The organism is Burkholderia cepacia complex sp. TUM26381 (assembly GCF_057439935.1).
Genome location: NZ_CM172006.1, coordinates 3,510,560 through 3,537,112, shown reverse-complemented (window position 1 = coordinate 3,537,112; position 26,553 = coordinate 3,510,560). Strand labels below are relative to the sequence as shown.

General features: G+C 67.3%; 23 protein-coding genes and 2 tRNA genes. 17 read left to right on the top strand and 8 right to left on the bottom strand.

Going from position 1 to position 26,553, the window contains the following annotated elements:
- Positions 1-25: 25 nt before the first annotated feature.
- Positions 26-931, bottom strand: coding sequence for a DUF3592 domain-containing protein (locus ACWMMN_RS16630; RefSeq protein WP_486422855.1), 906 nt, complete (start codon positions 929-931; stop codon positions 26-28).
- Between the two features lie 329 nt (positions 932-1,260).
- Positions 1,261-1,336 (bottom strand) — tRNA-Lys (locus tag ACWMMN_RS16625).
- A gap of 190 nt (positions 1,337-1,526) precedes the next feature.
- On the opposite strand from ACWMMN_RS16625, the gene ACWMMN_RS16620 reads away from it, so the two are divergent.
- Together ACWMMN_RS16620 and ACWMMN_RS16615 are read left to right on the top strand one after the other, a co-directional pair.
- Positions 1,527-1,931, top strand: a complete 405-nt coding sequence (locus ACWMMN_RS16620; RefSeq protein ID WP_059232891.1) for a PaaI family thioesterase — start codon at positions 1,527-1,529, stop codon at positions 1,929-1,931.
- Positions 1,932-1,939: 8 nt separating this feature from the next.
- Entirely contained in the window at positions 1,940-2,806 is an 867-nt protein-coding gene (locus tag ACWMMN_RS16615) for a patatin-like phospholipase family protein (protein WP_174994335.1), read from the top strand.
- Between the two features lie 48 nt (positions 2,807-2,854).
- On the opposite strand, the gene ACWMMN_RS16610 is transcribed toward ACWMMN_RS16615, so the two are convergent.
- Entirely contained in the window at positions 2,855-3,868 is a 1,014-nt protein-coding gene (locus ACWMMN_RS16610) for a D-2-hydroxyacid dehydrogenase family protein (protein ID WP_256085363.1), read from the bottom strand.
- Positions 3,869-4,295: 427 nt separating this feature from the next.
- Between ACWMMN_RS16610 and ACWMMN_RS16605 the strand changes: the two genes are divergently transcribed.
- Complete coding sequence (locus tag ACWMMN_RS16605) at positions 4,296-5,345, top strand: LysR family transcriptional regulator (RefSeq protein WP_059232894.1); 1,050 nt, start codon at positions 4,296-4,298, stop codon at positions 5,343-5,345.
- 130 nt (positions 5,346-5,475) lie between these two features.
- On the opposite strand, the gene ACWMMN_RS16600 is transcribed toward ACWMMN_RS16605, so the two are convergent.
- The 3 genes from ACWMMN_RS16600 to dprA all read right to left on the bottom strand — a co-directional run bounded on the left by ACWMMN_RS16600 (position 5,476) and on the right by dprA (position 10,009).
- Positions 5,476-8,073, bottom strand: a complete 2,598-nt coding sequence (locus ACWMMN_RS16600) for a DNA topoisomerase III (RefSeq protein WP_174994333.1) — start codon at positions 8,071-8,073, stop codon at positions 5,476-5,478.
- Positions 8,074-8,266: 193 nt separating this feature from the next.
- Complete coding sequence (locus ACWMMN_RS16595; protein WP_059232896.1) at positions 8,267-8,647, bottom strand: thioredoxin family protein; 381 nt, start codon at positions 8,645-8,647, stop codon at positions 8,267-8,269.
- A 36-nt stretch (positions 8,648-8,683) separates the two neighbouring features.
- The gene (gene dprA / locus ACWMMN_RS16590; protein WP_256085362.1) at positions 8,684-10,009 is read right to left on the bottom strand and encodes a DNA-processing protein DprA; all 1,326 of its coding nucleotides are present in this window, start codon (positions 10,007-10,009) and stop codon (positions 8,684-8,686) included.
- A gap of 185 nt (positions 10,010-10,194) precedes the next feature.
- On the opposite strand from dprA, the gene def reads away from it, so the two are divergent.
- From def to ACWMMN_RS16520, 14 genes are all read left to right on the top strand, one after another.
- Positions 10,195-10,698, top strand: coding sequence for a peptide deformylase (gene def, locus ACWMMN_RS16585; RefSeq protein WP_011353573.1), 504 nt, complete (start codon positions 10,195-10,197; stop codon positions 10,696-10,698).
- Positions 10,699-10,732: 34 nt separating this feature from the next.
- Positions 10,733-11,716 (top strand): methionyl-tRNA formyltransferase, encoded by a 984-nt coding sequence (gene fmt / locus ACWMMN_RS16580; RefSeq protein WP_059232898.1) that lies wholly within the window; start codon positions 10,733-10,735, stop codon positions 11,714-11,716.
- Between the two features lie 120 nt (positions 11,717-11,836).
- Entirely contained in the window at positions 11,837-12,478 is a 642-nt protein-coding gene (locus ACWMMN_RS16575; RefSeq protein ID WP_174994331.1) for a LysE family translocator, read from the top strand.
- Between the two features lie 100 nt (positions 12,479-12,578).
- Complete coding sequence (gene htpX / locus ACWMMN_RS16570; RefSeq protein ID WP_059232900.1) at positions 12,579-13,436, top strand: zinc metalloprotease HtpX; 858 nt, start codon at positions 12,579-12,581, stop codon at positions 13,434-13,436.
- Between the two features lie 231 nt (positions 13,437-13,667).
- Complete coding sequence (gene rsmB, locus ACWMMN_RS16565; protein WP_256085361.1) at positions 13,668-15,059, top strand: 16S rRNA (cytosine(967)-C(5))-methyltransferase RsmB; 1,392 nt, start codon at positions 13,668-13,670, stop codon at positions 15,057-15,059.
- Positions 15,056-15,646, top strand: coding sequence for a DUF4390 domain-containing protein (locus ACWMMN_RS16560; RefSeq protein WP_059232902.1), 591 nt, complete (start codon positions 15,056-15,058; stop codon positions 15,644-15,646). Before rsmB ends, ACWMMN_RS16560 begins: the two co-directional genes overlap by 4 nt.
- Positions 15,636-18,050: a sensor histidine kinase EsaS gene (gene esaS, locus ACWMMN_RS16555; protein WP_059232903.1), complete on the top strand. Its 2,415-nt coding sequence runs from the start codon at positions 15,636-15,638 to the stop codon at positions 18,048-18,050. The genes ACWMMN_RS16560 and esaS overlap by 11 nt, the downstream gene beginning before the upstream one ends.
- Positions 18,051-18,752 (top strand): response regulator transcription factor EsaR, encoded by a 702-nt coding sequence (esaR, locus tag ACWMMN_RS16550; RefSeq protein WP_059232904.1) that lies wholly within the window; start codon positions 18,051-18,053, stop codon positions 18,750-18,752.
- Positions 18,753-18,813: 61 nt separating this feature from the next.
- Positions 18,814-18,889, top strand: a tRNA-Phe gene (locus ACWMMN_RS16545).
- A gap of 350 nt (positions 18,890-19,239) precedes the next feature.
- Positions 19,240-19,974 (top strand): 7-cyano-7-deazaguanine synthase QueC, encoded by a 735-nt coding sequence (gene queC, locus ACWMMN_RS16540; RefSeq protein WP_059232905.1) that lies wholly within the window; start codon positions 19,240-19,242, stop codon positions 19,972-19,974.
- Positions 19,975-20,046: 72 nt separating this feature from the next.
- Positions 20,047-20,679, top strand: coding sequence for a 7-carboxy-7-deazaguanine synthase (gene queE, locus ACWMMN_RS16535; protein WP_021163976.1), 633 nt, complete (start codon positions 20,047-20,049; stop codon positions 20,677-20,679).
- Positions 20,680-20,697: 18 nt separating this feature from the next.
- Positions 20,698-21,150, top strand: coding sequence for a 6-carboxytetrahydropterin synthase QueD (queD, locus tag ACWMMN_RS16530; RefSeq protein ID WP_059232906.1), 453 nt, complete (start codon positions 20,698-20,700; stop codon positions 21,148-21,150).
- A 319-nt stretch (positions 21,151-21,469) separates the two neighbouring features.
- Complete coding sequence (locus ACWMMN_RS16525; RefSeq protein ID WP_059232907.1) at positions 21,470-22,255, top strand: HpcH/HpaI aldolase family protein; 786 nt, start codon at positions 21,470-21,472, stop codon at positions 22,253-22,255.
- On the top strand, positions 22,252-23,004 hold the full coding sequence (locus ACWMMN_RS16520; protein ID WP_059232908.1) for a tetratricopeptide repeat protein: 753 nt from the start codon (positions 22,252-22,254) through the stop codon (positions 23,002-23,004). Before ACWMMN_RS16525 ends, ACWMMN_RS16520 begins: the two co-directional genes overlap by 4 nt.
- A gap of 81 nt (positions 23,005-23,085) precedes the next feature.
- Here ACWMMN_RS16520 and rodA read toward each other — a convergent pair whose 3' ends face one another.
- Both rodA and mrdA read right to left on the bottom strand, forming a co-directional pair.
- Positions 23,086-24,234, bottom strand: a complete 1,149-nt coding sequence (gene rodA, locus ACWMMN_RS16515) for a rod shape-determining protein RodA (protein ID WP_059232909.1) — start codon at positions 24,232-24,234, stop codon at positions 23,086-23,088.
- A gap of 11 nt (positions 24,235-24,245) precedes the next feature.
- Complete coding sequence (gene mrdA / locus ACWMMN_RS16510) at positions 24,246-26,510, bottom strand: penicillin-binding protein 2 (protein WP_059232910.1); 2,265 nt, start codon at positions 26,508-26,510, stop codon at positions 24,246-24,248.
- Positions 26,511-26,553 lie beyond the last annotated feature (43 nt).

Here is a 26,553-nt window from a genome sequence, read left to right as displayed (position 1 = left end):
GGTCGTCGCACGCGTCCCGTGCGCATCACTGGGCGGCTTCGTGCGGACGATGTTCGGGCCACAGCGTCGCGGCGACGAACAGTCCGGCCGCGAGGAACGGCGCACCGATCGCGAACAGGATCGCCGTGAGGCCCCAGCGATCCCAGAAACGGTCGACGATCGCGCGTTCGGGGGTGACGGGGTCGTACAGCACGTCGACCGCGTCGCCTTCGTGCAGGCCCGGATGCGACGACGCCGAGCCCTGGGCGAACGTGATCAGCCGCCCGCTGTCGGTCGTGAATGCGACGATGGCCGAATAGAGCGACGCGCGCGACCGCGACGATCGCCCGTTTTTCGCAATCTCGACGACATGGCCGGTCGAGCGCGCGTAGTGATGGACGATCTGCCATTGACGCAGCCCGGTCGCACCGGCGCCGGCGAGGAAGCCCGTGCCGATCGCGATCGGAATCAGCACGATCGCGACATCCCAGCGGCGCTTCGCTTCCTTGCGTGTGGCGCGGGTCGGCGGCGGCTCGGATTGCCGGCGGCGGCGCTCGCCGCCGATCAGCAGGCCGCCGATCGCAAACGACGCGACGGCGAGCAGCGCCGGCACGGCCACCGGAAACCAGCGTTGCGAGAAATCGTCGATCAGGGCGGGGCGGTCGGGGTGGTCGGGGTCGAGCAGCACGTCGACGTTTTCGCCGATGTCGTACGCGGGGACGGTCGATGCGGTATTGCCGGCAATTTCGCGGCGCTGTCCGTCGTTCGACAGGTACGCGACGATCGGCCGGTACGCGCGCATCGCGTCGCTGTCCTGCACGATGCGCACGACCGTGCCTGGCGCACGGACCAGACGACCGGTTTCGCCGCCGGCCGTGGCGGCGAACACGCCGGCCAGCACGAGCAGCACGACTCCGAGCAGTATCGCGATGAGCGCGTCCTTACCCGGCATGATCCGATCCAGTTTGTGCGTCGCGCGGCGGAGTCGGGTGTGATCGGGTGAGCGGCTCGTCCCGGCGGACAAGCCGATATCGGCGCAACCAGGCCCTCTGAATGGTCGCGTCTCGTTCACATGCTTCCATGTCTGACGTCCCATGTTCTCTCAGTGCCGGCGGGCAAACGACAGTGCCTGCGCCGGTCGTGTGGTATTTGTCGGACGATTCTAGCGGAAACGATGCGCGAGAGGCGTGCGGTTGCGTACCGCGAATGGCGCGCGCCGTGAATACGGCGGCGGAAAAGGAAAAGGCCGGTTAGCTTGCGCTAACCGGCCTTTGAAATTCCTGGTGGGGCGTGAGTGACTCGAACACTCGACCTACGGATTAAGAGTCCGCTGCTCTACCAACTGAGCTAACGCCCCCAACAGAAGAAAGATTATGCATGAGTTCTTCAGCCCTGGCAAGACCTTTCTGCAAATTTCCTCAAAATATTTCGTCCCGCCAACGGCAGCTGTCGGCGCGATAACGAGCGGTCGCGGTTTGCGCGCTCCCGGTATGATGACGCCACACGTGTTGCGCGGCGGTCGCGCAACGCTTTCTGGACATTCGAAGATGGACGAAAACGCAGTCCGCGAATTGCTGGATCGCCTGCTGGCCCCGTGGGTCCGCTCGCTGGGTCTGGTCCCCGTGTCGATCGGCGACGACAGCGTCACGCTGCGCCTGCCGTTTTCCGGCGAATTCCGCCATTCGGGCGGCATCATCTGCGGCCAGGTGTTCACGGCCGCCGCCGACACTGCGATGGTGGTCGCGATCTCGGTCGCGCTCGGCGAATTCCGGCCGATGACAACGGTATCGCTGAACACGAACTTCATGCGTCCCGTGCGCAAGGGCGACGTGCTCGTCACCGCGCGCGTGCTGCGGATGGGCCGCAACCTCGTGTTCGGCGAAGTCGAGCTGTTCGACGAGGACGGCAAGATGGCCGTCCACGCGACGTCGACCTACGCGCTCGTCAGCTGAGCGGCGCGATGTTCGACCAGATCGTCTTTGCGGGCGGCGGCAATCGCTGCTGGTGGCAGGCCGGCTTCTGGGATGTCGCGCGGCCGGCGCTCGACCTGCGCCCGCGCGTGATCACCGGCATCTCGGCCGGCGCGGCGACCGCGTGCATGCTGTATACGCGTGACGCCGCGTGGGTGATGCGCTATTACGAAGAGGCGTTGCGCCACAACCGCAAGAACGCGTACTGGGGCAACCTGTTCGGGCGCGAGCCCGTGTTTCCGCACTACCGGATCTATCGCCAGGCGTTGCTCGACATCTACGGCGAGCCGTTCGCGAAGCTGGCCGGCGCGCCGGAGATCCGCATCGGCGTATCGCACGTGCCGCGCTGGCTCGGCGCGCGCAGCGCGGTCGCAGCAGGCCTGGTCGCGTACAACATCGAGAAGTACGTTCGCAAGACGCTGCACCCGACGCTCGGGCGCTCGCTCGGCTTTCGGCCGGAATTCGTGCGCGCGCAGGCCTGCACGCGTGTCGACGAACTCGCCGACCTGATCCTGCAGTCGTCCTGTACGCCGCCGTTCACGCCGGTGCTGCGCCGCGGCGGCCGGCCCGTGCTCGACGGCGGGATGGTCGACAACGTGCCGGTCGATGCGCTCGACCCGTCGCCGGGTGACGTACTGGTGCTCGTCACGCGGCTGTATCCGCGGCCGCAGATGTTCACGGTCGCGCACGGCGACCAGCGGCGGCTGTACGTACAACCGTCGAGCAAGGTGCCGATTTCGAGCTGGGATTACACGAGTCCGTCGCAGATGCGGCATGCGTACGATCTCGGGCGGCGCGACGGCGAGCATTTCCTCACGCGCGTCGGCGCGATGACGGGCGGCCGCGGGGCCGCCTGACGATCGGGAAGGGAGAAGCGGGCCGCGCAACGCGCGCAGCCCGTGCGATCAGCGCTTGCGGATCGGCGTCAGCGCTTCCGGGTTGGCGACGCTCGACATGTCGCCGTCGTCGAACGCGAGGATGTTGCGGAACGCCGCGCTGAAGTAAAGCTCGTAGCTTTCGCGTTCGACGTAGCCGATGTGCGGCGTGCAGATCACGTTTTCCATGCGCAGCAGGCTGTAGCCCTGCAGGATCGGCTCGCTCTCGAACACGTCGATCGCGACCATCCCCGGACGGTTGTGCGACAGCGCGTTGACGAGCGCGTTTTCCTCGAGCAGCTCGGCGCGGCTCGTGTTGACGAGCAGCGACGTCGGCTTCATCCGCATCAGGTCTTCCTGCTTCACGATCCCGCGCGTGTCGTCGTGCATGCGCAGGTGCAGCGACAGCACGTCGCTTTGCTCGAACAGCGCCTCGCGGCTCTCGGCGGCCGTGTAGCCGTCGGCGCGCGCGGCCTCGAGCGAATGCTCGCGGCCCCAGATCAGCACGTTCATCCCGAATGCCTTGCCGTAGCCGGCGACGAGGCGGCCGATCTTGCCGTAGCCCCAGATGCCGAGCGTCTGGCCGCGCAGCACCTGGCCGAGGCCGAAGTTCGGCGGCATCGCCGACGTCTTCAGGCCCGACTGCTGCCACGCACCCTGCTTCAGGTTCGCAACGTATTGCGGAATGCGGCGCTGGGCGGCCATCACCAGCGCCCAGGTCAGCTCGGCGGGCGCGATCGGCGAACCGGAGCCCTCGAGCACCGCGATGCCGCGGTCGGTACAGGCTTCGAGATCGATGTGGCTCGACACGCGGCCGGTCTGGCTGATCATGCGCAGGTTCGGCAGCTTGGCGAGCAGTTGCGAGGAAATCGGGGTCCGTTCACGAATCAGCACGAGCGCCTCGACTTCCGCCAGACGGCTCGCGAGTTGTCCCAGGCCCCGCACCGTATTGTTGAAGACCTTTACGTCGTGGCCGGCGAGCATCTCGAAGCAGTTCAGCTTGCGGACGGCGTCCTGGTAGTCGTCGAGGATGGCAATTTTCATGGTGAACGGGGTGTCGCGCGTTGAAAGCGGCAGTGGCGGCGGCGCACGTCGCGCACCCGTCCCGCCCGGCCGGGGCCGACATGATGCTACGTTGGCCGCCCGGATGGTGTCTTTTTAACAGGTTGTTACGCTCCGCCGCAATTGGCGGGAGCCTGACCCGGCGCCGCTCGCGTGCTGGGCGGAAGGGTGCGCTGTTGTGTCGCATCAAACACGTCTTTCCTGATTCAGCTACTTACTCGACGAGGTTCACCCAATTGTTGCTCTAATCAGAATAATTGGATCATCTATCCGCAGAAGGCGAGGATTTTTGACTATTTTTATCGTCAACCGGCCCCTTGTTGAGCAACTCTGCATCATTTCCGCTGTCGTAGGAGAATTACGCATTTGCTTCATCTTTTTGAAGTTGTACTAGCGGCAGGAGTCGTTTATGGATCATTTGCAGTCGATGCGCGTGTTCGTCAAGGTTGCAGATCTCGGCAGTTTCGCGCGGGCCGCGAGCGCAATGGATATTTCCAACGCGGTCGCGACGCGCCACGTCGCGGACCTGGAAGGCCGGCTCGGTACGCGTTTGCTTAACCGCACCACGCGCAGCCTCTCCCTGACGGAGTCGGGTCAGGTCTATCTGGAGCGTGCCCGCCAGATCCTCGATGAGCTCGAGGATGTCGAGCAGATGGTCGTCGCACGCAATCACGAGCCGGTCGGCACGCTGCGCATCGTCGCGCCGGTCGTGTTCGGCCTGCATAACCTCGCGCCCGTGTTGCAGTCGTACACGGAGAATTTCCCGAAAGTGGTGCCGGATCTCACGCTGGTCGACCGCCAGGTCGATCTCGTCGAGGAAGGCTTCGACGTCGGCATCGTGGTCACGCGCCAGATGCGCAGCGCGAGCATCGTCACGCGGCGCCTGACCACCGGCTGCATGACCGTGTGCGCGACGCCGAGCTATCTGGAGAAGCACGGTGTGCCGACCCATCCGGAGCAGCTCGCCGAGCACCCGAGCCTGAGCCTGCCGACCGAATACTGGGGCGACGAGCGCGTGTTCACGGGGCCGGACGGCGAAGTGCGCGTGCGCCCGACCAACGTGATCGTCGCGAACAACACTGCGATGCTGCGTCAGTTCGCGTTGCTCGGGATGGGCGTGGCGATCCTGCCGAGCTACCTGATCGGCAGCGACATCGCGCGCGGCGCGCTCGTGCGGCTGCTGCCCGAGTTCCGGCTGCCGCAGGTCGAGATCAACATCGCTTACCCGAGCCGGCGCCATCTGCCGGCGAAGGTGCGCACGTTCATCGACCACCTCGTCGAGCATTTCAGCCACTCGACCGATGCGACGATGGGCGAGCAGTGGGCCGCGCAGAGTTCGGCGCTCGCGCCGATCGGCGTCGAGACGCGTGCCGAACAGCCGGAAGCGGCCGACCCGAACCTGTCGCCGCGCCTGCCGCGTTCGCCGCGCACGCGCGTGGCGGTGCCGTCGCCGCTGTAACGGCGCGACGGTCGGGCGGCGGTTGCCGCCGGCACAAAAGAAAAAACGCGGATCGAGCGATCGATCCGCGTTTTTTTATTGGCTGCGTGACGGAGCCTGACGCGCCGGGGGCGCCCCGGCGGCCGGGCCGTTACGAACCCGTCTTGCGCGCCGTCGTCTTGCGGGCGGCGGTCTTGCGGGCCGGTGCCGGCTTCTCTTCGGCGCCTTCCGTCACGGTTTCGGCATCCTTCGTCGCCGATTTTGCCGTCTTCTTCGCGGCGGCAGCCTTCGGCTCCTTCTTCTCGAACTCGAAGCCGATCTTGCCGTCCGGCTGCTTCACGAGGAATGCCTTGAAGTTGCGGCCGGTGCGCGACGACTTGAAGCCCGGCAGCAGGTCCGTGCGGCCGTCGGCCAGCAGCTTGCCCATCTGCTCGCGCGTGATTTCCTGCTGCAGGATCACCTTGCCCGAGCGGAAGTCGCAGGTCTTCGGATTCGCCACCGAGTGTTCGCACACGTAGCTCATCCCGTGCTCGAACACGCGGCCCTTGCACTTCGGGCACGCGCCGACCGGTTCCTGCGCGGAGAAGTCGGGCGCTTCGCCGTCCTCGCCGCCCTGGTCCTGGCCGAAATCGAACTCGAGCTTGTAGTTCTTCGTCTCGTCGTCGAAGGACAGCTTGAGGATCGCCGAGAACGGACGGCCCATCTTGCTGCGGAACCCGGACAGCGGCCCGATTTCCTTCTTCTGCAGCAGCTCCTCGACTTCCGGGATCTCGAACTGCCGGCTGCCCGGAATCTTCGAGATCGAGAACTCGCACTTCGTGCACGCGAAGCGGCGGTAGTTTTCCTTCACCTGGCCGCCGCAGTTCGGGCAGGGCGTCTCGAGCGTCGCGTAGTCGCCGGGGATCGTGTCGGAATCGTATTCCTTCGCGCGCTTGACGATCTGCTGCGTCATGCGGGCGATTTCCTGCATGAACGCTTCACGCCCGAGATTGCCGCGCTCCATCTGCGACAGTTTGTATTCCCATTCGCCGGTGAGCTCGGGCGCGGTGAGTTCCTTCACGCCGAGGCCGCGCAGCAGTGTCATCAGCTGGAATGCCTTCGCGGTCGGGATCAGTTCGCGGCCTTCGCGCAGCAGGTATTTCTCGCCGAGCAGGCCTTCGATGATCGCCGCGCGCGTCGCCGGCGTGCCGAGGCCCTTCGCGGCCATCGCTTCGCGCAGCTCGTCGTCCTCGACGAGCTTGCCCGCGCCTTCCATCGCCGACAGCAGCGTCGCTTCCGAGTAACGTGCGGGCGGCTTCGTCACGAGCGAGACGGCGGCGATTTCGTCCGTCTTCACCTTCTCGTCCTTCTGCACCGGCACGAGGTTCGCGTCCGCGCCTTCGGCGTCGCGGCCGTACACCTGCAGCCAGCCCGGCTCGACGAGCACCTTGCCTTCGGTCTTGAAGTGGTGGCCGGCGACTTCGGTGATCCGCGTCGTGACGCGGAATTCGGCCGCCGGGAAGAACACGGCGAGGAAGCGCTTCACGACCATGTCGTACAGCTTCTGCTCCGGCTCGGACAGCGACTTCGGCGCCTGCAGCGTCGGGATGATTGCAAAGTGGTCGCTGATCTTCGAGTTGTCGAAGATCCGCTTGTTCGGCTTCACCCAGCCCTTGTCGAGCACCTGCTTCGCATGCGGCAGATAGTTGTTGCTCTCCTTGAGCATCTCGAGCGTGGACTCGACCGTCGACAGGTAGTCTTCCGGCAGCGCGCGCGCATCGGTACGCGGGTAGGTCAGCACCTTGTGCTTCTCATACAGCGCCTGCGCGAGACCGAGCGTGTTCTTCGCCGAGAAGCCGAAACGGCTGTTCGCCTCGCGCTGCAGGCTCGTCAGGTCGAACAGCAGCGGCGACAGTTGCGTCGACGGCTTCGATTCCTCGGAGACCGTGCCGACCTGGTCGCGGCATGCGGCGACGATCGTTTCGGCAGCCGGCAGGCTCCACAGGCGGGAGTCGCGCTTTTCCGGATCGAATTCGTCGCGCTTGAATTTCGGGTCGTACCACTTGCCTTCGTAGAAGCCGCCCGCGCACGCGAATTCGGCCTTCACTTCCCAGTAGTCGCGCGGAATGAAACGGCGGATTTTCTCTTCGCGTTCGACGACGATCGACAACGTTGGCGTCTGAACGCGACCGACGGTCGTCAGGAAGAAGCCGCCGCCCTTGCTGTTGAACGCGGTCATCGCGCGGGTGCCGTTGATCCCGACGAGCCAGTCGGCTTCCGAGCGGCAGCGCGCGGCGTCGGCGAGCGGCTGCATGTCCGTGTCGCTGCGCAGGTTGGCGAAACCGTCGCGGATCGCCTGCGGCGTCATCGATTGCAGCCACAGGCGCTGGACCGGCTGCTTCGCCTTCGCGTGCTGCGCGATCAGGCGGAAAATCAGCTCGCCCTCGCGCCCCGCGTCACATGCGTTGATCAGGCGGTCGACGTCCTTGCGCTTCATCAGCTTCGTGAGCACCTTGAGGCGCGACTCGCTTTTTGCGATCGGGTTCAGGTCGAAATGCGGGGGGATGACGGGTAGATGCGCGAAGCTCCATTTCCCGCGCTTGACCTCGTACTCTTCCGGGGCGGCGATTTCCAGCAGGTGGCCGACAGCGGACGAAAGGACGAAATCGTCGCTCTCGTAATACTCGTCATGCTTGGTAAAGCCGCCCAAAGCGCGTGCGATGTCGTTCGCGACAGAAGGCTTTTCCGCAATGATCAGTGCTTTGGACATGACAGGTGTGTGTTGGTAGACCGGGTTCGCCGGTTGTGGGTCCCTTTTACGACCGCTTTATAGCACACGCCGAAGCGACGGCGGCTCAGCGTGTAAAAAGCGGCTCATCATAGAGGGGGGCTGCAACGGCGGCAAGCGCCCGCCGCGGCGGGACGCGCAAACATGCGCAAAACCGCCTGGCCGGCCCGCGAATTCAGGCTTCGACGATCAGGACGTCGCGCAATTTCGGTGCGTGCGGCACGCCGGGTACCGCGCTCAGGTCGGACAGCATCCGCTCGACGATCGCCGCGTGCGGCAGCACCGTGCCGAAGAAGCGTGCGGTGTTCGCATCCTCGATCAGGATCGTCGGGAAGTTCTCGACGTCGAGATCGTCGAGCCGGTCGGCATGCGTTTCGATGTCGATCCAGGCGAAGCAGGCGTCCGGATGCGCGTCGGCGAGCTGGTCGAAGGCCGTCCGGTAGTCGCGGCACGTGCCGCACCATTCGGCGCACAGGCAGGCGACGAGCAACGTACCGGGATCGGCGAGGCGCTCGGCGATCCGATCCGCATCGGTGTCGAGGTTCAGCGCGGGCATGGAATTCCTTGGATATCGTCGGCGGCGCGGCCGCCCCTATGCCGGGGAATGTAGCACGCCGCGCGCGGCCGGGGTGGGCGCGGCGTCAAGCCGCGCGAAGCGTCCACCGGCGACGCTCGCGACACGGCCGGCCAGTTCGAGTGCGAGCAGCGCGCGGTGCAGCACGTCGTCGGACAGGCCGCTGTGCTCGGCGAGCCATTCGTAGGTAACGGGGCCGTATCCCAATGCGGCCAGCACGGCTTGCTCGGACGGGCGATCCGGCGGCGGGGCCTCGATCCGGGCCGGAACGGCGGCGGCTACGGCTACGGCTATGGCGGAATCCGCTTGCGCGACGCCGGCAGTTTCGGGTTCGCGGATTTCGCCTGCGTCCGGACCCGGATTTCCGGCGCGCACCGCGCTGCCTGCTGCGCGTGCTGCCGGTTCCGCCGGCCCGTATTCCTCGAGCACATCGAGCGGTGTCGCAGTGAGCTTCGCACCGTCGCGGATCAGCGCGTGGCAGCCCTGAGCAAGCGGCGCGTGAATCGATCCCGGCATCGCGAACACATCGCGCCCCAGTTCGTTCGCGAGCCGTGCGGTGATCAACGAGCCGGAGCGCGGCGCGGCCTCGACGACGAGCGCGCCGATCGAGAGCGCGGCGATCAGCCGGTTGCGCTGCGGGAAGTGCGCGGCGCGGGCCGGCGTACCGAGCGGCCATTCGGACAGGATCGCGCCGTGCGCGGCGATCTCGTGGGCGAGCGCGCGGTGCCGCGCCGGGTAGACGAGATCGGCGCCCGTTGCGATCACCGCGACGGTGCCCGACCGGCCGTCGAGCCCGCCGCGATGCGCGGCGCCGTCGATGCCGAGCGCGAGGCCGGAGATGATCGTGAGACCCGCGTCGGACAACGTGCGTGCGAAACGCGTTGCGTCGGCGAGCCCCTGCGGCGTCGCGTGGCGGCTGCCGACCACGGCGAGGCCGCGCGCATGTAGCAGGTCGAGCCGCCCCTTTACATATAGCAGGGGCGGCGGATCGTGCAGGTCGCGCAGCCGCGGCGGGTAGGCCGGATCGTTCAGCGCGACGAGCAGGTTGCCCGGCCCGTCGAGCCAGGCGAGTGCGGCGTCGGTGCGCGCGTCGAGATCGTCGCGCTCGCTCGCGCGCACGGCTTGCGCGGTGGCGGGGCTGCTCACGGCGGCGATGGCCTGGTCGGACGCGTGCAGCAGCGCCGCCGGCGAGCCGAATGCATCGAGCAGCGCCTGCAGTACGGCGGGCGTGAGGCCGGGTGCATGGGCGAGCTGCAGCCATGCGCGCAGCGCGGAGTGCGTCAGCGCTTGCGGCGACATGAGGCTGCCCTCGAATGTGGCGGCCAGCGAAGCGCGTGGCGCCATGATAAAATTTTCATCATCCGAAATACTCGACAGGGCCGCGCGCACGAGCGCCCGGCCAATTGCAGGAGGCGCGATCCGCGGCATTGATACGCCGCGCATCCGCCTCATCTTCATTGCATCCCGGCGGCGGCACCAGCCGGCCGGATGGCCGATGCGGCACGCCGCTCCACCGAATACCGAACACCATGGCTTTGCTGAACATTCTTCATTACCCCGACAAGCGGCTGCACAAGGTCGCCAAGCCCGTCGACAAGGTCGACGACCGGATCCGCAAGCTCGTCGCCGACATGGCCGAGACCATGTACGCGGCGCCCGGCATCGGCCTTGCGGCTACGCAGGTCGACGTGCACGAGCGCGTGATCGTGATCGACGTCTCCGAGGAAAAGAACGAGCTGCGCGCGTTCATCAACCCCGAGATCGTGTGGTCGAGCGACGAGAAGCAGATCTATGAAGAGGGCTGCCTGTCGGTGCCCGGCATCTACGACGAAGTCGAGCGGCCGGACCACGTGCGCGTGCGCGCGCTCAACGAGCAGGGCGAAACCTTCGAGCTCGACTGCGAAGGCCTGCTCGCCGTATGCGTGCAGCACGAGATGGATCACCTGATGGGGCGCGTGTTCGTTGAATACCTGTCGCCGCTCAAGCAGACGCGCATCAAGACGAAGATGAAGAAACTCGAACGCGCGATGTAATGCGCGCTCACGCTGCCCGACCCCGAACGCTGTCATGACCCATACGTTGCGCGTGATTTTTGCCGGCACGCCGGAATTCGCCGCGGCTGCCCTTGCCGCGATCCACGAGGCCGGTTTCCCGGTGCCGCTCGTGCTCACCCAGCCCGATCGCCCTGCTGGGCGCGGGATGAAGCTGCAGGCGAGCGCCGTGAAGCGCTACGCCGTCGAGCACGGGATGCCCGTCGCGCAGCCGCCGTCGCTGCGCCGCGCGGGCAAGTACCCGGCCGAGGCGGCCGACGCGATCGAGCTGCTGCGCGCGACGCCGCACGACGTGATGGTGGTGGCCGCGTACGGCCTGCTGCTGCCGCAGGAAGTGCTCGACATCCCGCGCGCCGGCTGCATTAACATCCATGCCTCGCTGCTGCCGCGCTGGCGCGGCGCCGCGCCGATCCATCGTGCGATCGAGGCGGGTGACGCCGAGACGGGCGTCACGCTGATGCAGATGGACGTCGGCCTCGACACCGGCGCGATGATCGAGGAAGCCCGCCTCGCGATCGCGGCGGACGATACGACCGCGACGCTGCACGACCGTCTTGCCGCCGACGGCGCGCGGCTGATCGTCGACGCGCTCGTGCAGCTCGAGCGCAACGGCACGCTGCCGGCCACGCCGCAGCCGGCCGACGGCGTGACCTACGCGGAAAAGATCGGCAAGCATGAAGCGGCGCTCGACTGGCGCAAGCCGGCCGACGTGCTCGCGCGCCAGGTGCGTGCGTTCGATCCGTTCCCGGGCGGCGTCGCGACGCTCGACGGCGCGGCGATCAAGCTGTGGGCGGCCGAGCCCGTGGCGGCGCGCGGCGACGCGGCGCCCGGCACGATCGTCGAAGCTGCGCCGGAAGGCGTGGTCGTCGCATGCGGCAGCGGCGCGCTGCGCGTCACGCAGTTGCAGAAGCCGGGCGGCAAACGACTGCCCGCGCGCGAATTCCTGGCCGGCTCGCCGCTCGCCGCGGGCCAGCGTTTCACGCTGCCCGACGTGAACTGACACGGCCTGATCGCCATTCGACACGGTCTGCCGGCGCTGCGCAATTGGCCGGACGGCCGAGTCGCGCGGCGTGGCAGGCGCGCGTAGAATTTCCTTGCGCTCACCGGTTTCGAGGTTTTCATGTTCGGCATCACCCATTTCGGCTTCTTCGTGTTCGCGGTATTCCTGCTGAACATCACGCCCGGCCCCGACACGGCCTACATCGTCGGCCGCAGCGTCGCGCAGGGTCGCGGCGCGGGGCTGATGTCGGCATTCGGCATTTCGGCCGGCTGCTGCGTTCACGCCCTCGCCTGTGCATTCGGCCTGACCGCGCTGCTCGCGGCGTCGGCCACTGCGTTCACGGTGATCAAGCTGGTCGGCGCGGCCTACCTGATCTATCTCGGCGTGCGGATGATCATCGCGAAGCAGGCCGGCGCGCCGTCGGGCGCCGAGGCCGCGCAGGCCGCCCCCGCCAAGCCGTTGCGCCAGTTGTTCATGCAGGGCTTCTGGACCAACGTGCTGAACCCGAAGGTCGTGCTGTTCTTCGTGTCGTTCTTCCCGCAGTTCGTGTCGGCCGACAGCCCGCACAAGGCCTGGGCGTTCCTGACCCTCGGGGCGGTGTTCGTCGCGATGAGCACGGTCTGGACCAGCCTGGTCGCGTGGGTCGCGGGCAGCGTCACCGAGCGCTTTTCCGGCAAGCCGGGCGTCAGGAAGTGGCTCGACCGCACGGTCGGCAGCGCGTTCGTCGGCCTCGGGCTTCGTCTTGCGACATCGCAACGTTGAGATTGAATTTTTCCGGCAAGACCTTATCTAACAAATCGCTTACAATTTTCCGCTGCGCCCTCTGATGCGTGGCGGGTCCCCTGACGGATAAGGAGTGGGTATGTTCAATTGGGTCAAAACGGCGATGCTGATGGCCGCGATCACGGCCCTGTTCATCGTGATCGGCGGCATGATCGGCGGCTCGCGCGGCATGACGATCGCGCTGCTGTTCGCGCTCGGCATGAATTTCTTCTCGTACTGGTTCTCGGACAAGATGGTGCTGCGCATGTACAACGCGCAGGAAGTCGACGAGAACACGGCGCCGCAGTTCTACCGGATGGTGCGCGAGCTGGCCACGCGCGCGAACCTGCCGATGCCGCGCGTCTACCTGATCAACGAGGACGCGCCGAACGCGTTCGCAACGGGCCGCAACCCCGAGCACGCGGCGGTCGCCGCGACGACGGGCATCCTGCGCGTGCTGTCGGAGCGCGAGATGCGTGGCGTGATGGCGCACGAGCTCGCGCACGTGAAGCACCGCGACATCCTGATCTCGACGATCACCGCGACGATGGCGGGCGCGATCTCGGCGATCGCAAACTTCGCGATGTTCTTCGGCGGGCGCGACGAGAACGGTCGGCCGGCCAATCCGATCGCGGGTATCGCGGTCGCGCTGCTCGCGCCGATCGCCGGCGCGCTGATCCAGATGGCGATTTCGCGCGCACGCGAGTTCGAGGCCGACCGCGGCGGCGCGCAGATTTCCGGCGATCCGCAGTCGCTCGCGACCGCGCTCGACAAGATCCATCGCTATGCGGCGGGTATCCCGTTCCAGGCGGCCGAGGCCCATCCGGCCACCGCGCAGATGATGATCATGAACCCGCTGCACGGCGGCGGCTTGCAGAACCTGTTCTCGACGCACCCGGCGACCGAGGAGCGCATTGCGCGCCTGATGGAGATGGCGCGTACGGGTCGCTTCGACTAAACCCCGGCTCCCCGCGCGGCTGTTGCCGCGGGGAGCCGTCATGCCACCCCGCACGCTTCGCGCTGCGGGGTGTTTCATTTGTGCGTGCCGTAAAGGGGCCAAAGGGGCCGCGTGGTCGCACGCTACAATGCGCGGTTTGGGATCGCGAGGCTTCGCGGCCGCCGCGATCCTGCCGTTTGCCGCATTTTTTGCTGCACGTTTTTGCCGCGCCTGATTGCCGATTCCGTACCGATGACACGAACCCGTTCTTCCGCTCCGTCCTCTTCCGGCCGCCCGGCGCGTCTGGCCGCGCTGCATCTGGCGCCCGAATCGCTCGGCTTCGCGCTCGACGCGGCCGCGCAGGCGGTCGATGCGGTACGGCGCGGCACCGCATTGCCGGCGGCACTGTCGGCGGTGTTCGCGCAGATGCCGTCCGGTGCGCAGGCGCTCGCGCGCGGCGCGACGCAGGACGTCGCCTACCGGACGATGCGCCGCCTCGGCAGCGCGGACTGGCTGGTCGGCAAACTCGTCAGCAAGGCGCCGCCTGCGCACGTGCATGCGGTGCTCGCCGGCGCGCTCGCGCTGCTGCTCGATCCGGCGGACGATGCCGCGTATCCGGCGTTCACGGTGGTCGACCAGGCCGTGACCGTGATCGGCGCGCGGCGTGAATGCGCGTTCGCGAAGGGCATGGTCAACGCGGTGTTGCGTCGTTTCCTGCGCGAGCGCGACACGCTCGTCGCGGCGATGCAGGACGACCCGGTTGCGCGCTGGAACTACCGCGCATGGTGGGTCGATGCAGTGCAGCGCGCATGGCCCGATGCATGGCAGGCAATCCTCGCGGCCGGCGAACGCCAGGGGCCTTTGACGCTGCGCGTGAATGCGCGCCGCGCGAGCGTCGATGCGTATCTCGACACGCTGCGCGCGAGCGGCATCGAGGCGACCGCGATCGGCCGGCATGCGGTGCGGCTCGCGTCGGCGCTGCCGGTCGATCGCATCCCGGGATTCGCCGATGGCGTGGTGTCGGTGCAGGACGCCGGCGCGCAGCTCGCGGCCGAATGGCTCGGCGCGCGTGACGGCATGCGCGTGCTCGACGCGTGCGCGGCACCCGGCGGCAAGACGGGCCACATTCTGGAGCTGGCCGGTGCGGAAGTCGTGGCGCTCGAAAGCGACGCGGCGCGCGCGGCACGCATCGGCGAGAACCTCGTGCGCCTGTCGCTCGACGCCGACGTGCGCGTCGGCGACGCGGGGGCGCCCGACGCGTGGTACGACGGGCGGCCGTTCGACCGCATTCTGGCCGACGTGCCGTGCTCGGCGTCCGGCATCGTGCGGCGGCACCCCGACATCCGCTGGCTGCGCCGCGAGGCCGACATCCCGGCGCTCGTCGCGGAGCAGCGCCGCATCCTGTCGGCGCTGTGGCCGCTCGTGAAGCCGGGCGGCGAACTGCTTTACGTGACCTGTTCGATCTTCCCCGAGGAAGGCGAATGGCAGGCGCGCTGGTTTGAAGCGGCCTGTGAAGATGCGGTACGATTGGACGCCCCCGGCCAGCTGCTGCCGGGCGGCGTGCAGGGACGGGCGGCCGCCGGCGCACTCGACCAGAACATCGATCACGACGGATTTTTCTACGCGCGGTTTCAGAAACGGTGACGATCAAACACCTTTTTCCATTTCGGCTCGCGGCCGTCTTGCTGGTCGCGTTGATGCTATGCCTGGCCGTCGTCCGGCCGGCGCATGCCGAATCGATCGCCGTACAGCGCGCGTCGCTCCAGTCCGACGGAAGCGGCTGGAGCCTCGACGCGCGTTTCGACTTCGAGCTGAATCCGAACCTCGAGGATGCCGTCAACAAGGGCATCCCGCTTTACTTCACGACCGACTTCGAACTGAGCCGCGCGCGCTGGTACTGGTTCGACGAGCAGCCGGTGGCGGTGACGCAGACGATCCGCCTGTCGTTCCAGCCGCTCACGCGCGAGTACCGCGTGTCGACGGGCGGCCTGCAACTCGGCTTCCCGTCGCTGAAGGATGCGCTCGCGGTCGTGCGGCACATCACGTCGTGGCACGTGATCGACCGCAACCAGGTGCGCCTGGGTGAAACCTACACGGCGTCGGTGCGGATGCAGCTCGATACGGCGCTGATGCCGAAGCCGTTCCAGGTCGATGCCGTGAACAACCGCGACTGGACGCTCGGGTCGGACTGGAAGCGCTTCAACTTCACGGTGACCGAACGTGCTAAATAAAGTGCGCCGCGCGGCCAGCGGGAAGAGCCTCCTCGTTCGCGTGATCGTCTCGACCGTCGCGCTCACCGCGCTGCTGCTGCTCGTGCTGCTCGCGGCCGCGAGCGCGAACACCGAATTCTTCGACCGCTACTACTCGTGGCTGTACGCGATGAACATCATCGTCGCGCTGGTGTTCCTGCTCGTGGTGCTCGGGCTGATCGGGATGATCATCGTGCGCCTGAGGAAGGGCAAATTCGGCACGCGGCTGCTCGCGAAGCTCGCGGTGTTCTTTGCGCTCGTCGGCGTGGTGCCGGGCGGGATCATCTACGTGGTGTCGTACCAGTTCGTGTCGCGCAGTATCGAGTCGTGGTTCGACGTGAACGTCGAGACCGCGCTGACGGCCGGCCTGAACCTCGGCCGCGGGATGCTCGATGCGTCGCTGTCCGATCTGCAGACGAAGGCGCGGCTGATGTCCGACCAGCTCGCGAGCGTCGACGCGAACACGAACGGCACGACGCTCACGCTGCTGCGTCTGCGAGACCAGTTCGGCGTGCAGGATGCGACGATCGTCGAGCCGAGCCGCGGCGGCTCGGGCGCGGCGCCCGACCTGCACATCGTCGCGCAGGCGTCGGGTAATTTCGCGGCGCTGATCCCGGACGACCTGCCGACGTCGCTGATGCTGAGCCAGGCGCGCGAACACGGCGCCTATGCGGCGATCGAAGGCGAAGTCGACGGTGACCCGCGCACGCACGGCGCGAAGGGCGCGCTGCGGCTGCGCGTCGTGCGGCCGATCCCCGATGCGACGACGTCGCTGCTGCAGCCGGCGGAGCGCTTCCTGCAGCTCACGCAACCGGTGCCCCCGACGCTCGCGCACAACGCGGATGCCGTGCAGCGCGCGTATCGCGAGTACCAGGAAAAGTCGCTCGGCCGCACGGGGCTGCGCAAGATGTACATCGGTACGCTGACGCTCGCGCTGTTCCTCGCGACCTTCATCGCGATGATGCTCGCGCTCGCGCTCGGCCAGCAGCTCGCCCGGCCGCTGTTCCTGCTCGCGCAGGGCACGAAGGAGGTCGCGGAAGGCGACTACACGCCGAAGCGCGAGATCAAGACGCGCGACGAGCTCGGCTTCCTCACGCAGTCGTTCAACGCGATGACGCGCCAGTTGTCCGAGGCGCGGCTCGCGGTCGAGAAGAACCGTATCGCGCTCGAGCATTCGAAGACGTATCTCGAGAGCATCCTCGCGAACCTGACGGCCGGCGTGTTCGTGCTCGACCGCCAGTTCCGGCTGACGACGGCCAATCGCGGCGCCGAGCGGATCTTCCGGCAGCCGTTCAACGCGCTGATCGGCACGACGCTCGACCGGATCGGCGTGGCCGCCGGGTTCGGCGCGATGGTGCGCAAGGCGTTCGCCGATCGCGAGGCGGCATCCGACGGCGGCAGCGGCGATCGCGGCCACTGGCAGCAGCAGTTCGCGATCGAGATGCCGGGCGAAACCGAACCGCTGACGCTGCTCGTGCGTGGCGCGCGCCTCGTGTCGACGGTCGAGGGGCAGGCCGACGATCCGCAGACGTCCGGCTATGTCGTCGTGTTCGACGACATCTCCGACGTGATTTCCGCGCAGCGTTCGGTCGCGTGGGGCGAGGTCGCGCGGCGGCTCGCGCACGAGATCAAGAATCCGCTGACGCCGATCCAGCTGTCGGCCGAGCGGCTGCAGATGAAGCTGTCCGACAAGCTCGCACCGCCTGATGCGGATGTGCTCAAGCGCGGTGCGACGATGATCGTGAACCAGGTGGCGGCGATGAAGCGGATGGTCGACGATTTCCGCGAATACGCGCGCACGCCGCCGGCGGTGCTCGCGAACCTGCAGCTGAACGAACTGGCGAGCGAGGTGCTCGGGCTGTATGGTGTCGGCGAAGGCAAGAGCCCGATCGTCGCCGAGCTCGCGCCGTCGTTGCCGGTGATTCGCGGTGACGCGACGCAACTGCGCCAGGTGATTCACAACCTGCTGCAGAATGCGCAGGATTCGGTCGCGGAGTCTGCGCATCCGCGTGTGTTGATCGAAACCAAGACAGTAGAATATGGCGATCCCGACGCCGAGGGCAAAACGCGCGTCGCGGTACGTCTGACCGTGTCCGACAACGGGCCCGGTTTTCCGGCACGCATCCTGACCCGCGCGTTCGAGCCTTACGTGACGACGAAGGCGAAGGGCACGGGGCTCGGGCTGGCCACGGTCAAGAAAATCGTCGACGAGCACGGTGCGCGGATCGATCTGCGCAACCGCATGCACGGCGAGACCGTCGAGGGTGCGCAGGTGTCGATCCTGTTCCTGCAGATGGCGAGCGATACGCCAGGCACCGAACCGGGTGCGCAGGACGGGACGACCCCCGCCAAGACAAAAGCAAGTGAGCAGACAAAGGCAGCGTAAATGGCAACCATCCTGGTGGTAGATGATGAAATGGGCATCCGGGAATTGCTCTCGGAGATCCTCAGCGATGAAGGACATGTCGTCGAGGCGGCGGAGAACGCGCAGGCCGCGCGGGAATACCGGCTGAAGCAGGCGCCCGATCTCGTGCTGCTCGATATCTGGATGCCCGATACCGACGGCGTCACGTTGCTCAAGGAATGGGCGGCGCAGGGGCTGCTGACGATGCCCGTGATCATGATGTCCGGGCACGCGACGATCGATACGGCCGTCGAGGCGACGAAGATCGGTGCGCTCGATTTCCTCGAGAAACCGATTGCATTGCAGAAGCTGTTGAAGTCCGTCGAGCACGGTCTCGCCCGCGGGGCGGCGCCGGTGTCGGCGAATGCGGCGGCGAAGGCCGGCGCCGGGCAGGCCGCAGGGCCCGCGGCGGTCGCGTCCGCGGCTGCGCTGCCGACGCTCGGCGACGACATGGTGTCGGCCCTCGGCCTTGCGGGCCAGACGGCCGCGATCCCGTTCGACATCCCGTTGCGCGAAGCGCGCGATGCGTTCGAGCGCGCGTACTTCGAATATCACCTCGCGCGCGAGAACGGCAGCATGACGCGCGTCGCGGAGAAGACGGGCCTCGAGCGCACGCACCTGTATCGCAAGCTCAAACAGCTCGGCGTGGAGCTCGGCAAGAAGCCGGCCGAAGGCGCGCTATAAAATATTTTGCGAAAGCACTTGCTCAAGTGAAGAAGGGTCGCTATACTTTCTCTTCTTCGTTGGCCCGGTAGCTCAGTTGGTAGAGCAGCGGATTGAAAATCCGCGTGTCGATGGTTCGATTCCGTCCCAGGCCACCAGCATTTAAAACCCCAAGAATCGGAAGGTTCTTGGGGTTTTTCGTTTGTGGTGGGTATGGCGTGTCGTTGGCGGCGTGGCCGGCAGCATTTGCCGGGGCATGATAAAATCCGTGCCCGCTCAATGACTTAGCGCATCGCTTCATGCGCACGGCAGGCCGCGTGTCTCGCGCCGCCGTGACGCGCGGCAACGATGCCGCGCGATGGGCGGTATAAGCGCGCCGCCGCGTTCGCGGCCAATCGCGCTGCCTATACTGGTCGAGCCGGCGCAGGCCGGCCGCGTCGGGCCGCCCGGCGGCAGCCGGCCTTGGGGCGCAGCGCGACGCGAGCCTACACATTCACGGAGTATCACGGTGATTCGGACAGACGCTAAAGACGGCGCGCTCGTGTTGTTTTCCGGCGGGCAGGACTCGGCCACGTGCGTGGCATGGGCGCTCGAACGCTACCAGACGGTCGAGACGCTCGGCTTCGACTACGGCCAGCGCCATCGCGTCGAGCTCGAATGTCGCGAAGGCGTGCGCGAAGCGCTGAAGCGCGATTTTTCCGCCTGGTCGGACCGGCTCGGCGACGATCACATGATCGACCTGTCGGTGCTCGGTGCGATCAGCGATACCGCGATGACGCGCACGATCGAGATCGAGACAACGGCGAACGGCCTGCCGAACACGTTCGTGCCGGGCCGCAACCTGATGTTCATGACGATCGCCGCGGCGATCGCCTATCGCCGCGGGTTGCGCGTGCTGGTCGGCGGGATGTGCGAGACCGATTTCTCGGGCTATCCCGACTGCCGCGACGACACGATGAAGGCGCTGCAGGTCGCGCTGAACCTCGGCATGGACACGCGCATCGTGCTCGAGACGCCGCTGATGTGGCTCGACAAGGCGCAGACGTGGCAGCTCGCCGAACAGCTCGGTGGCGAGGCGCTCGTCGAACTGATCCGCGTCGAGACGCACACGTGCTACGTGGGCGAGCGCGCGGAACTGCACGACTGGGGTTTCGGCTGCGGCGAATGCCCGGCCTGCAAGCTGCGCAAGCGCGGCTACGAGGCTTACCTGAAGGGCGAGCGGGTGACCGAGGCGCCGCTGTGAGCGGGTGCCGGCAGTGCCGGCTGGGTAACGGATTCTGATCGACAACGAGCGGCGCGAGCCGGACGAAGCACGATGACTTACGCGGTCAAGGAAATTTTCTACACGTTGCAGGGCGAAGGCGCGAATGCGGGCCGGCCGGCCGTGTTCTGCCGGTTCGCCGGCTGCAACCTGTGGTCGGGCCGCGAAGAGGATCGTGCGGAGGCCGTGTGCCGCTTTTGCGATACCGATTTCGTCGGCACCGACGGCGAGAACGGCGGCAAGTTCAAGGACGCCGAAGCACTCGTCGCGACGATCGCCGGCCTGTGGCCGGAGGGCGAAGCGCACCGCTTCGTCGTCTGCACGGGCGGCGAGCCGATGCTGCAACTCGACCAGCCGCTCGTCGACGCGCTGCACGCGGCCGGCTTCGAGATCGCGATCGAGACCAACGGCTCGCTGCCGGTGCTCGAATCGATCGACTGGATCTGTGTGAGCCCGAAGGCCGACGCGCCGCTCGTCGTCACGAAAGGCAACGAACTGAAGGTCGTGATCCCGCAGGACAACCAGCGGCTGGCCGACTACGCGAAGCTCGACTTCGAGTACTTCCTGGTCCAGCCGATGGACGGCCCGTCGCGCGATCTCAATACGAAGCTCGCGATCGACTGGTGCAAGCGTCATCCGCAGTGGCGGCTGTCGATGCAGACCCACAAATATCTGAACATTCCCTGAGCCACGGCTTTTGACATCGTGCTGATTACCCGAAAACTCGAATTCGACGCGGGCCACCGCATCCCCGATCACCGCAGCCAGTGCAGGAACCTGCACGGCCATCGCTACGTGCTCGAAATCACGCTGCGCGGCGATCTCGTCGATACCGAAGGGGCGCCCGACCGCGGCATGGTGATGGATTTCGCCGACGTGAAGGCGCTCGCGGTCGAGCACCTCGTCAGCAAGTGGGACCACGCGTTCCTGGTCTACGCGCGCGACGACGTCGTACGCTCGTTCCTCGAACAGATGGCCGACCACAAGACCGTCGTGATCGACCGGATCCCGACCGTCGAGAACCTTGCCGCGCTCGCGTTCGACCTTCTCGCGAACGTGTACGACGCGCACTACGGCGTGAACCTGCGCCTCGAACGCGTGCGTTTGTACGAAACGCCGAACTGTTGGGCCGACGTCGAGCGCCAGCCCGGCCGCTGATCCCGCCTTCCCGGCAGCCCCCGCCATCCGGCGTGGGCTGCCCGTCACTGCGCCGTGCCGGCCCCGTCCCGCGTCGGCAACGCTTCCCTGGCTGTTCCCGCATTCCGCGCAACGCCGCGCTATGATCGTTGAGTGGCACCGGAAAATGCTTCCGCGCGCCGTTGTACGCCATGCGCTGTCAGATCGGCTGCCCGTCGCCGACTAACGTTCCAGGGTGCGATCCGGTGCAGCCGCCGTGCTGCGCTGCACGACGTGTCGCATTCCGCTTGGCCAGTTGCTTGTCCCGTTCGATTGCCGTTCCGTCCAGGAGGCCGTATCGATGAGCACGCTCACCAATTCCCTCAAACAACGCCTGCGTGACGGCGACGATCCGCTGTACGGCCTGTGGCTGTCGCTCGGCAGCGAATCGGCTGCGGAAGCGCTGGCGCATGCCGGTTACGACTGGCTCTGCATCGACATGGAGCACGCGCCGAACGACAGCCGCGACGTGGCCTCGCAGCTGCGCGCGATTGCTGCTGCGCACCTGCCGAGCGAACCCGTCGTGCGCGTGCCGGCGCGCGAGCCGTGGCTCGTGAAGCGCGCGCTCGACGCCGGCGCGCGCACGCTGATGTTTCCGTCGATCGAGACGCCCGACGAAGCCGCGCATGCGGTGCGGCTCACGCGCTATCCGTCGCCCGATTCGCCGGACGGGCTGCGCGGCGTCGCGGGCATGGTGCGTGCGGCGGCGTTCGGCATGCGCCGCGATTACGTGCAGACGGCGAATGCGCAGGTCGCGGTGGTCGTGCAGATCGAATCGGCGCGCGGCGTCGACGAAGTCGAGCGGATCGCGGCGACGCCCGGCGTCGACTGCCTGTTCATCGGCCCGGCCGATCTCGCGGCAAGCCTCGGGCATCTCGGCGACATCCGCCACCCGGACGTCGAAACCGCGATGGCGCGCGTGCTCGCAGCCGGCCGGCAGGCGGGCGTCGCGGTCGGTATTTTCGCGGGCGATACGGCAGCCGCGCGCCAGTACCGCGAGGCCGGTTACCGGATGATCACGGTGTCGGCCGACGTGAGCTGGCTGCTGCGCGCGACGCGGCAGGCGCTGCAGGAGGTACGGTCATGAACGGCGGCGACGGTGCGTGCCGTGGGCGCGCGCAGATCGGTATGGTGTTCGGCCTGTGGGCCGTGTGTGTCGCGGCCATCGCGCAGGGTGCGCCGCAAGCGAAGCCCGATCCGTCGCACGAGACGCAATCGGCGGTCGCCGACTACAACGCCGGCGACTTTCGCGCGGCGCTGGTGCAGTTCCACGACGCGGCCGAGCGCGGCGATCGTCTCGCGCAATTCAACTACGCGATGATGCTGCTGACGGGCGAAGGCGTGACCGCGAACGTCGACGAAGGGCTGCGCTGGCTGAAGCGCGCGGCCGACGCGAACATGTCGCATGCGCAGTACGTGTACGGCCGGATGTTCGACGACGGCGAGTTCGTCGCGCGCAATCCGGCCGAAGCGCATCGCTGGTTCTTGCGGGCGGCGAAGCAGGGGCACGTGCAGGCCGAGCTGTCGCTCGCGAACCAGTTCCTCGACGGGCGCGGTACGCCGCGCGACAACCGGCAGGCGTTCGCGTGGTACAAGCAGGCCGCCGACGCGGGCGAGCCGACCGCGCAGTACGTGACCGCGTCGTTTTACGAGCGCGGCGGCGACGGCGTCGCGCAGAACCTGAACATCGCGCGCGCGTATTACGCGGCGGCGGCCGCGCAGGGCGACGAGACGGCCGGGCTGAAGTTCAAGGAGCTGAGCGCGCGGCTGAAGGCGCAGGAGCCGGCAACGGGCGGCGGAGCGGAACAAGGCGGGCCGCACGCGCCACCGCAGTAAGCGGCCGCGTCCGGCCTCCTGGCCCATGAAAAACGGCGCCAGGGGGCGCCGTTTTCTTTGACTGCGGTGCAGGCCGCGCGGTCAGCTCTTCATCAACCGCCGCTGCCGCCCGACGCTCATGATCATCCCGATCGCGATGCCGAGCGTCGTAAGCGCGGTGCCGCCGTAACTCATGAACGGCAACGGCACGCCGACGACCGGCAGCACGCCGCTCACCATCCCGATGTTGACGAACGCATAGACGAAGAACGCGAGCGTGAGCGAGCCCGCGAGCAGGCGCCCGAACAGCGTCGCGCCCTGTGCGGCGATGTAGAGCCCGCGCGCGATCAGCGCCATGTACAGCGTCAGCAGCACGAGCCCGCCGGCGAGCCCCCATTCCTCCGAGAACACCGCGAAGATGAAGTCGGTGTGCTTCTCCGGAATGAATTCGAGGTGAGCCTGCGTACCTTTCAGGTAGCCCTTGCCGAGCACGCCGCCCGAGCCGATCGCGATCACGGCCTGGATCGTGTGGAAGCCCTTGCCGAGCGGATCGGAAGTCGGGTCGAGCAGCGTACACACGCGGTGCTTCTGGTAGTCGTGCATCAGCGGCCACTGCACTTCGGGCTGGCAGATGCGTTCCTCGAACACGGCGATCGAGCCGACCGCGATCACGCCGGCGACGAGCACCGGCACGATCAGCTTGAACGACAGGCCGGCGAGGTAGATCACGAAGAAGCCGGCCGCGAACACGAGCAGGCCCGTGCCGAGGTCGGGCTGCTTCGCGATCAGCCCGACCGGCACCAGCAGGATTCCGAACGCGGCAATGAAGTCGTACCAGCGCAGCCCGCCTTCGCGGCGCTGGTAGTACCACGCGAGCATCAGCGGTGTCGCGATCTTGAGGATTTCCGACGGCTGGATCACGACGCCGACGTTCAGCCAGCGCTTCGCGCCCTTCTTGGTCATCCCGAACAGCGCGACGGCTATCAGCAACGCGACCCCGAACGTATAGAGCGGGACCGCGAAGCGCATCAGCGTGGTCGGCGGGATGTTGGCGATCACCCACATCAGCACGAACGTCAGCAGGATGTTGCGCAACTGGTCCTCGACGCGGCCGGGCATGTCGATCGCCGCGCTGTACAGCGTGACGATGCCGACGCACAGCAGCAGGAACACGATGAGGGCGAGCGGGCGGTCGAAGCCCGCGAACATCTGCTTGATCTTGTCGAGCCAGGCGCGCTTGTCGAATTGCATGCCTTTCTCCGTTAATGAGCGGTGCCGGCGTCCGCCGCCTTCGCGGGGGCCGTCGCACGGTGGTTGTCGTCCCGCGGCGTGGCGACGAGCGGCTGCGCGTCGCTGGCGGGCCGGCGCGGCCGGTGCGGGCGCCGGATCGGCGGCAGGCTCGCGGCCATCGGCGCCGCGGCGCTCGCGTCGGCCGGGGCTGCGGCAGCCGACGCGGCCGATGCAGCCGATGCGGCATCGGCTGCGCTGGCCGCGGTCGGCACGACCGGCTGCGGCAGCGCGGTGAAGCCGGCCGCGACGGCGGCGGGCTTCGAGGCGTCACCGACCACGGGCGTGCTCACCGGCTCGGTCGCCGACGCCGCGGCGGCCACGGCCGCGGCCTCGTTCTTCGGGTTCAGGCGGTCGATCAGGTAGTAGTCGAGCACGCGGCGCGCGATCGGGCCCGCGGCCTGCGCACCCCAGCCGCCGTTCTCGACGACCAGCGCCACCGCGATCTGCGGGTGGTCGACCGGCGCATACGCGATGAACAGCGCATGGTCGCGCAGGTGCTCGGCGAGCAGGTGGCCCTTGTAGTTCGAGCCCTGCAGCGAGAACACCTGCGCGGTACCGGTCTTGCCGGCGGCGAGGTACGGGGCGCCGCGGAACACCTTGTACGCGGTGCCGGACGGGTTCTCGATCACGTTCTCCATCCCGCGCTTCACGACGTCGATGTCGGCCTGCTTGAGCGGGATCACCTCGCTTTCCTTCGGCACGGTCAGGTGGCGCCCGCGCGTGATCGGATCCTCGACTTCCTTCACGAGGTGAGGCTTCATCACGACGCCGTTGTTCGCGAGCGTCGCGGTCGCGTGCGCGAGCTGCAGGATCGTGAACGAGTTGTAGCCCTGGCCGATCCCGAGGCTGATCGTCTCGCCGTCGAACCACTTCTGCTGTGCGGCCTTCTTGAACGCCTTCTTCTTCCAGTCGGTCGACGGCAGAATCCCGCGCGCCTCGCCCTGGATGTCGATCCCGGTGATCTGGCCGAAGCCGAACGGCTTCATGAAGTTCGCGATCGAGTTCACGCCGAGGTCGCGCGCGAGCATGTAGAAGTAGGTGTCGTTCGACACCATGATCGCCTTGTTCATGTCGACCCAGCCCTGGCCCGAACGCACGTCGTTGCGGAACGTGTGGCCGCCGAACGTGAAGTAGCCGGGATCCTGGAAGCCCCAGCCCGGCGTGCGCTTGCCGAGCGTCAGGCCCGCGAGCGCCATGAACGGCTTGTACGTCGAGCCGGGCGGGTAGGTGCCGTGCAGCGGGCGGTTCAGGAGCGGCTTGTCGGGCGAGTTGTTCAGTTCGTCCCAGGTCTGCTGGTCGATGCCGTCGACGAACGAGTTCGGGTCGAAGCTCGGCGACGACACGAACGCGAGCACGTCGCCCGTCTTCGGCTCGATCGCGACGAGCGCGCCGCGCTTGCCGGCGAACGCCTGTTCGGCGACCTGCTGCAACGCGATGTCGAGCGACAGCACGAGGTTGTTGCCGGGCGTCGCCTGCGTGCGCGACAGCGTGCGCACCGGCCGGCCGCCGGCCGTCACCTCGACTTCCTCGAAGCCCGTCAGCCCGTGCAGCTCGGTCTCGTAGCTCTGCTCGACGCCGATCTTGCCGATGTAGTCGGTGCCCTTGTAGTTGTTCGCGTCGCGGCGCGGATCGTAGTGTTCCTGGTCGCTGTCGTTGTCGTCGCTCATCGCGTCGATGCGATCCTGGTCGCGCTTCGAGATCCGGCCGATGTAGCCGATCACGTGCGCGGCCGTCATGCCGAGCGGGTACTGGCGGAACAGGCGCGCGCGCACGTCAACGCCGGGGAAGCGGAAACGCTGCGCGGTGAAGCGCGCGACTTCCGCGTCGGTGAGCCGCGTGCGGATCGGCAGGCTCTCGAAATTCTTCGAGTCTTCCTGCAGCTTCTTGAAGCGGCGGCGGTCGCGGGCGTCGATCGGGATGATCTCGGACAGCTTGTCGATCGTGTTGTCGAGCGTGTCGTCGAGCTTCGACGGCGTGATCTCGAGCGTGTACGCCGAATAGTTCTTCGCGAGGATCACGCCGTTGCGGTCGGTGATGATCCCGCGGTTCGGCACGATCGGCGCGACCGAGATGCGGTTTTCCTCGGCCTGCAGCGCGTATTTGCCGTGCTGCATCAACTGCAGGTAGAAGAAGCGGCTCGCGAGCAGCCCGAAGCAGACGAACACGAACACGCCCGCCGCCGCGACGCGCAGGCGGAACTTCGAGAGCTGCTGTTGGGTGTCGTTGAATTCGGTCATGCGGTTACAGTCGATCCGGCCCGCGCGGGCGGGCGAGGTGCCG

Bases quoted from the DNA above. Each gene is read 5' to 3' on its own strand.
- ACWMMN_RS16630 (WP_486422855.1), bottom strand. From the start codon at position 931: ATGCCGGGTAAGGACGCGCTCATCGCGATACTGCTCGGAGTCGTGCTG.
- ACWMMN_RS16620 (WP_059232891.1), top strand. From the start codon at position 1,527: ATGGACGAAAACGCAGTCCGCGAATTGCTGGATCGCCTGCTGGCCCCG.
- ACWMMN_RS16615 (WP_174994335.1), top strand. From the start codon at position 1,940: ATGTTCGACCAGATCGTCTTTGCGGGCGGCGGCAATCGCTGCTGGTGG.
- ACWMMN_RS16610 (WP_256085363.1), bottom strand. From the start codon at position 3,868: ATGAAAATTGCCATCCTCGACGACTACCAGGACGCCGTCCGCAAGCTG.
- ACWMMN_RS16605 (WP_059232894.1), top strand. From the start codon at position 4,296: ATGGATCATTTGCAGTCGATGCGCGTGTTCGTCAAGGTTGCAGATCTC.
- ACWMMN_RS16600 (WP_174994333.1), bottom strand. From the start codon at position 8,073: ATGTCCAAAGCACTGATCATTGCGGAAAAGCCTTCTGTCGCGAACGAC.
- ACWMMN_RS16595 (WP_059232896.1), bottom strand. From the start codon at position 8,647: ATGCCCGCGCTGAACCTCGACACCGATGCGGATCGGATCGCCGAGCGC.
- dprA (WP_256085362.1), bottom strand. From the start codon at position 10,009: ATGGCGCCACGCGCTTCGCTGGCCGCCACATTCGAGGGCAGCCTCATG.
- def (WP_011353573.1), top strand. From the start codon at position 10,195: ATGGCTTTGCTGAACATTCTTCATTACCCCGACAAGCGGCTGCACAAG.
- fmt (WP_059232898.1), top strand. From the start codon at position 10,733: ATGACCCATACGTTGCGCGTGATTTTTGCCGGCACGCCGGAATTCGCC.
- ACWMMN_RS16575 (WP_174994331.1), top strand. From the start codon at position 11,837: ATGTTCGGCATCACCCATTTCGGCTTCTTCGTGTTCGCGGTATTCCTG.
- htpX (WP_059232900.1), top strand. From the start codon at position 12,579: ATGTTCAATTGGGTCAAAACGGCGATGCTGATGGCCGCGATCACGGCC.
- rsmB (WP_256085361.1), top strand. From the start codon at position 13,668: ATGACACGAACCCGTTCTTCCGCTCCGTCCTCTTCCGGCCGCCCGGCG.
- esaR (WP_059232904.1), top strand. From the start codon at position 18,051: ATGGCAACCATCCTGGTGGTAGATGATGAAATGGGCATCCGGGAATTG.
- queE (WP_021163976.1), top strand. From the start codon at position 20,047: ATGACTTACGCGGTCAAGGAAATTTTCTACACGTTGCAGGGCGAAGGC.
- ACWMMN_RS16525 (WP_059232907.1), top strand. From the start codon at position 21,470: ATGAGCACGCTCACCAATTCCCTCAAACAACGCCTGCGTGACGGCGAC.
- ACWMMN_RS16520 (WP_059232908.1), top strand. From the start codon at position 22,252: ATGAACGGCGGCGACGGTGCGTGCCGTGGGCGCGCGCAGATCGGTATG.
- rodA (WP_059232909.1), bottom strand. From the start codon at position 24,234: ATGCAATTCGACAAGCGCGCCTGGCTCGACAAGATCAAGCAGATGTTC.
- mrdA (WP_059232910.1), bottom strand. From the start codon at position 26,510: ATGACCGAATTCAACGACACCCAACAGCAGCTCTCGAAGTTCCGCCTG.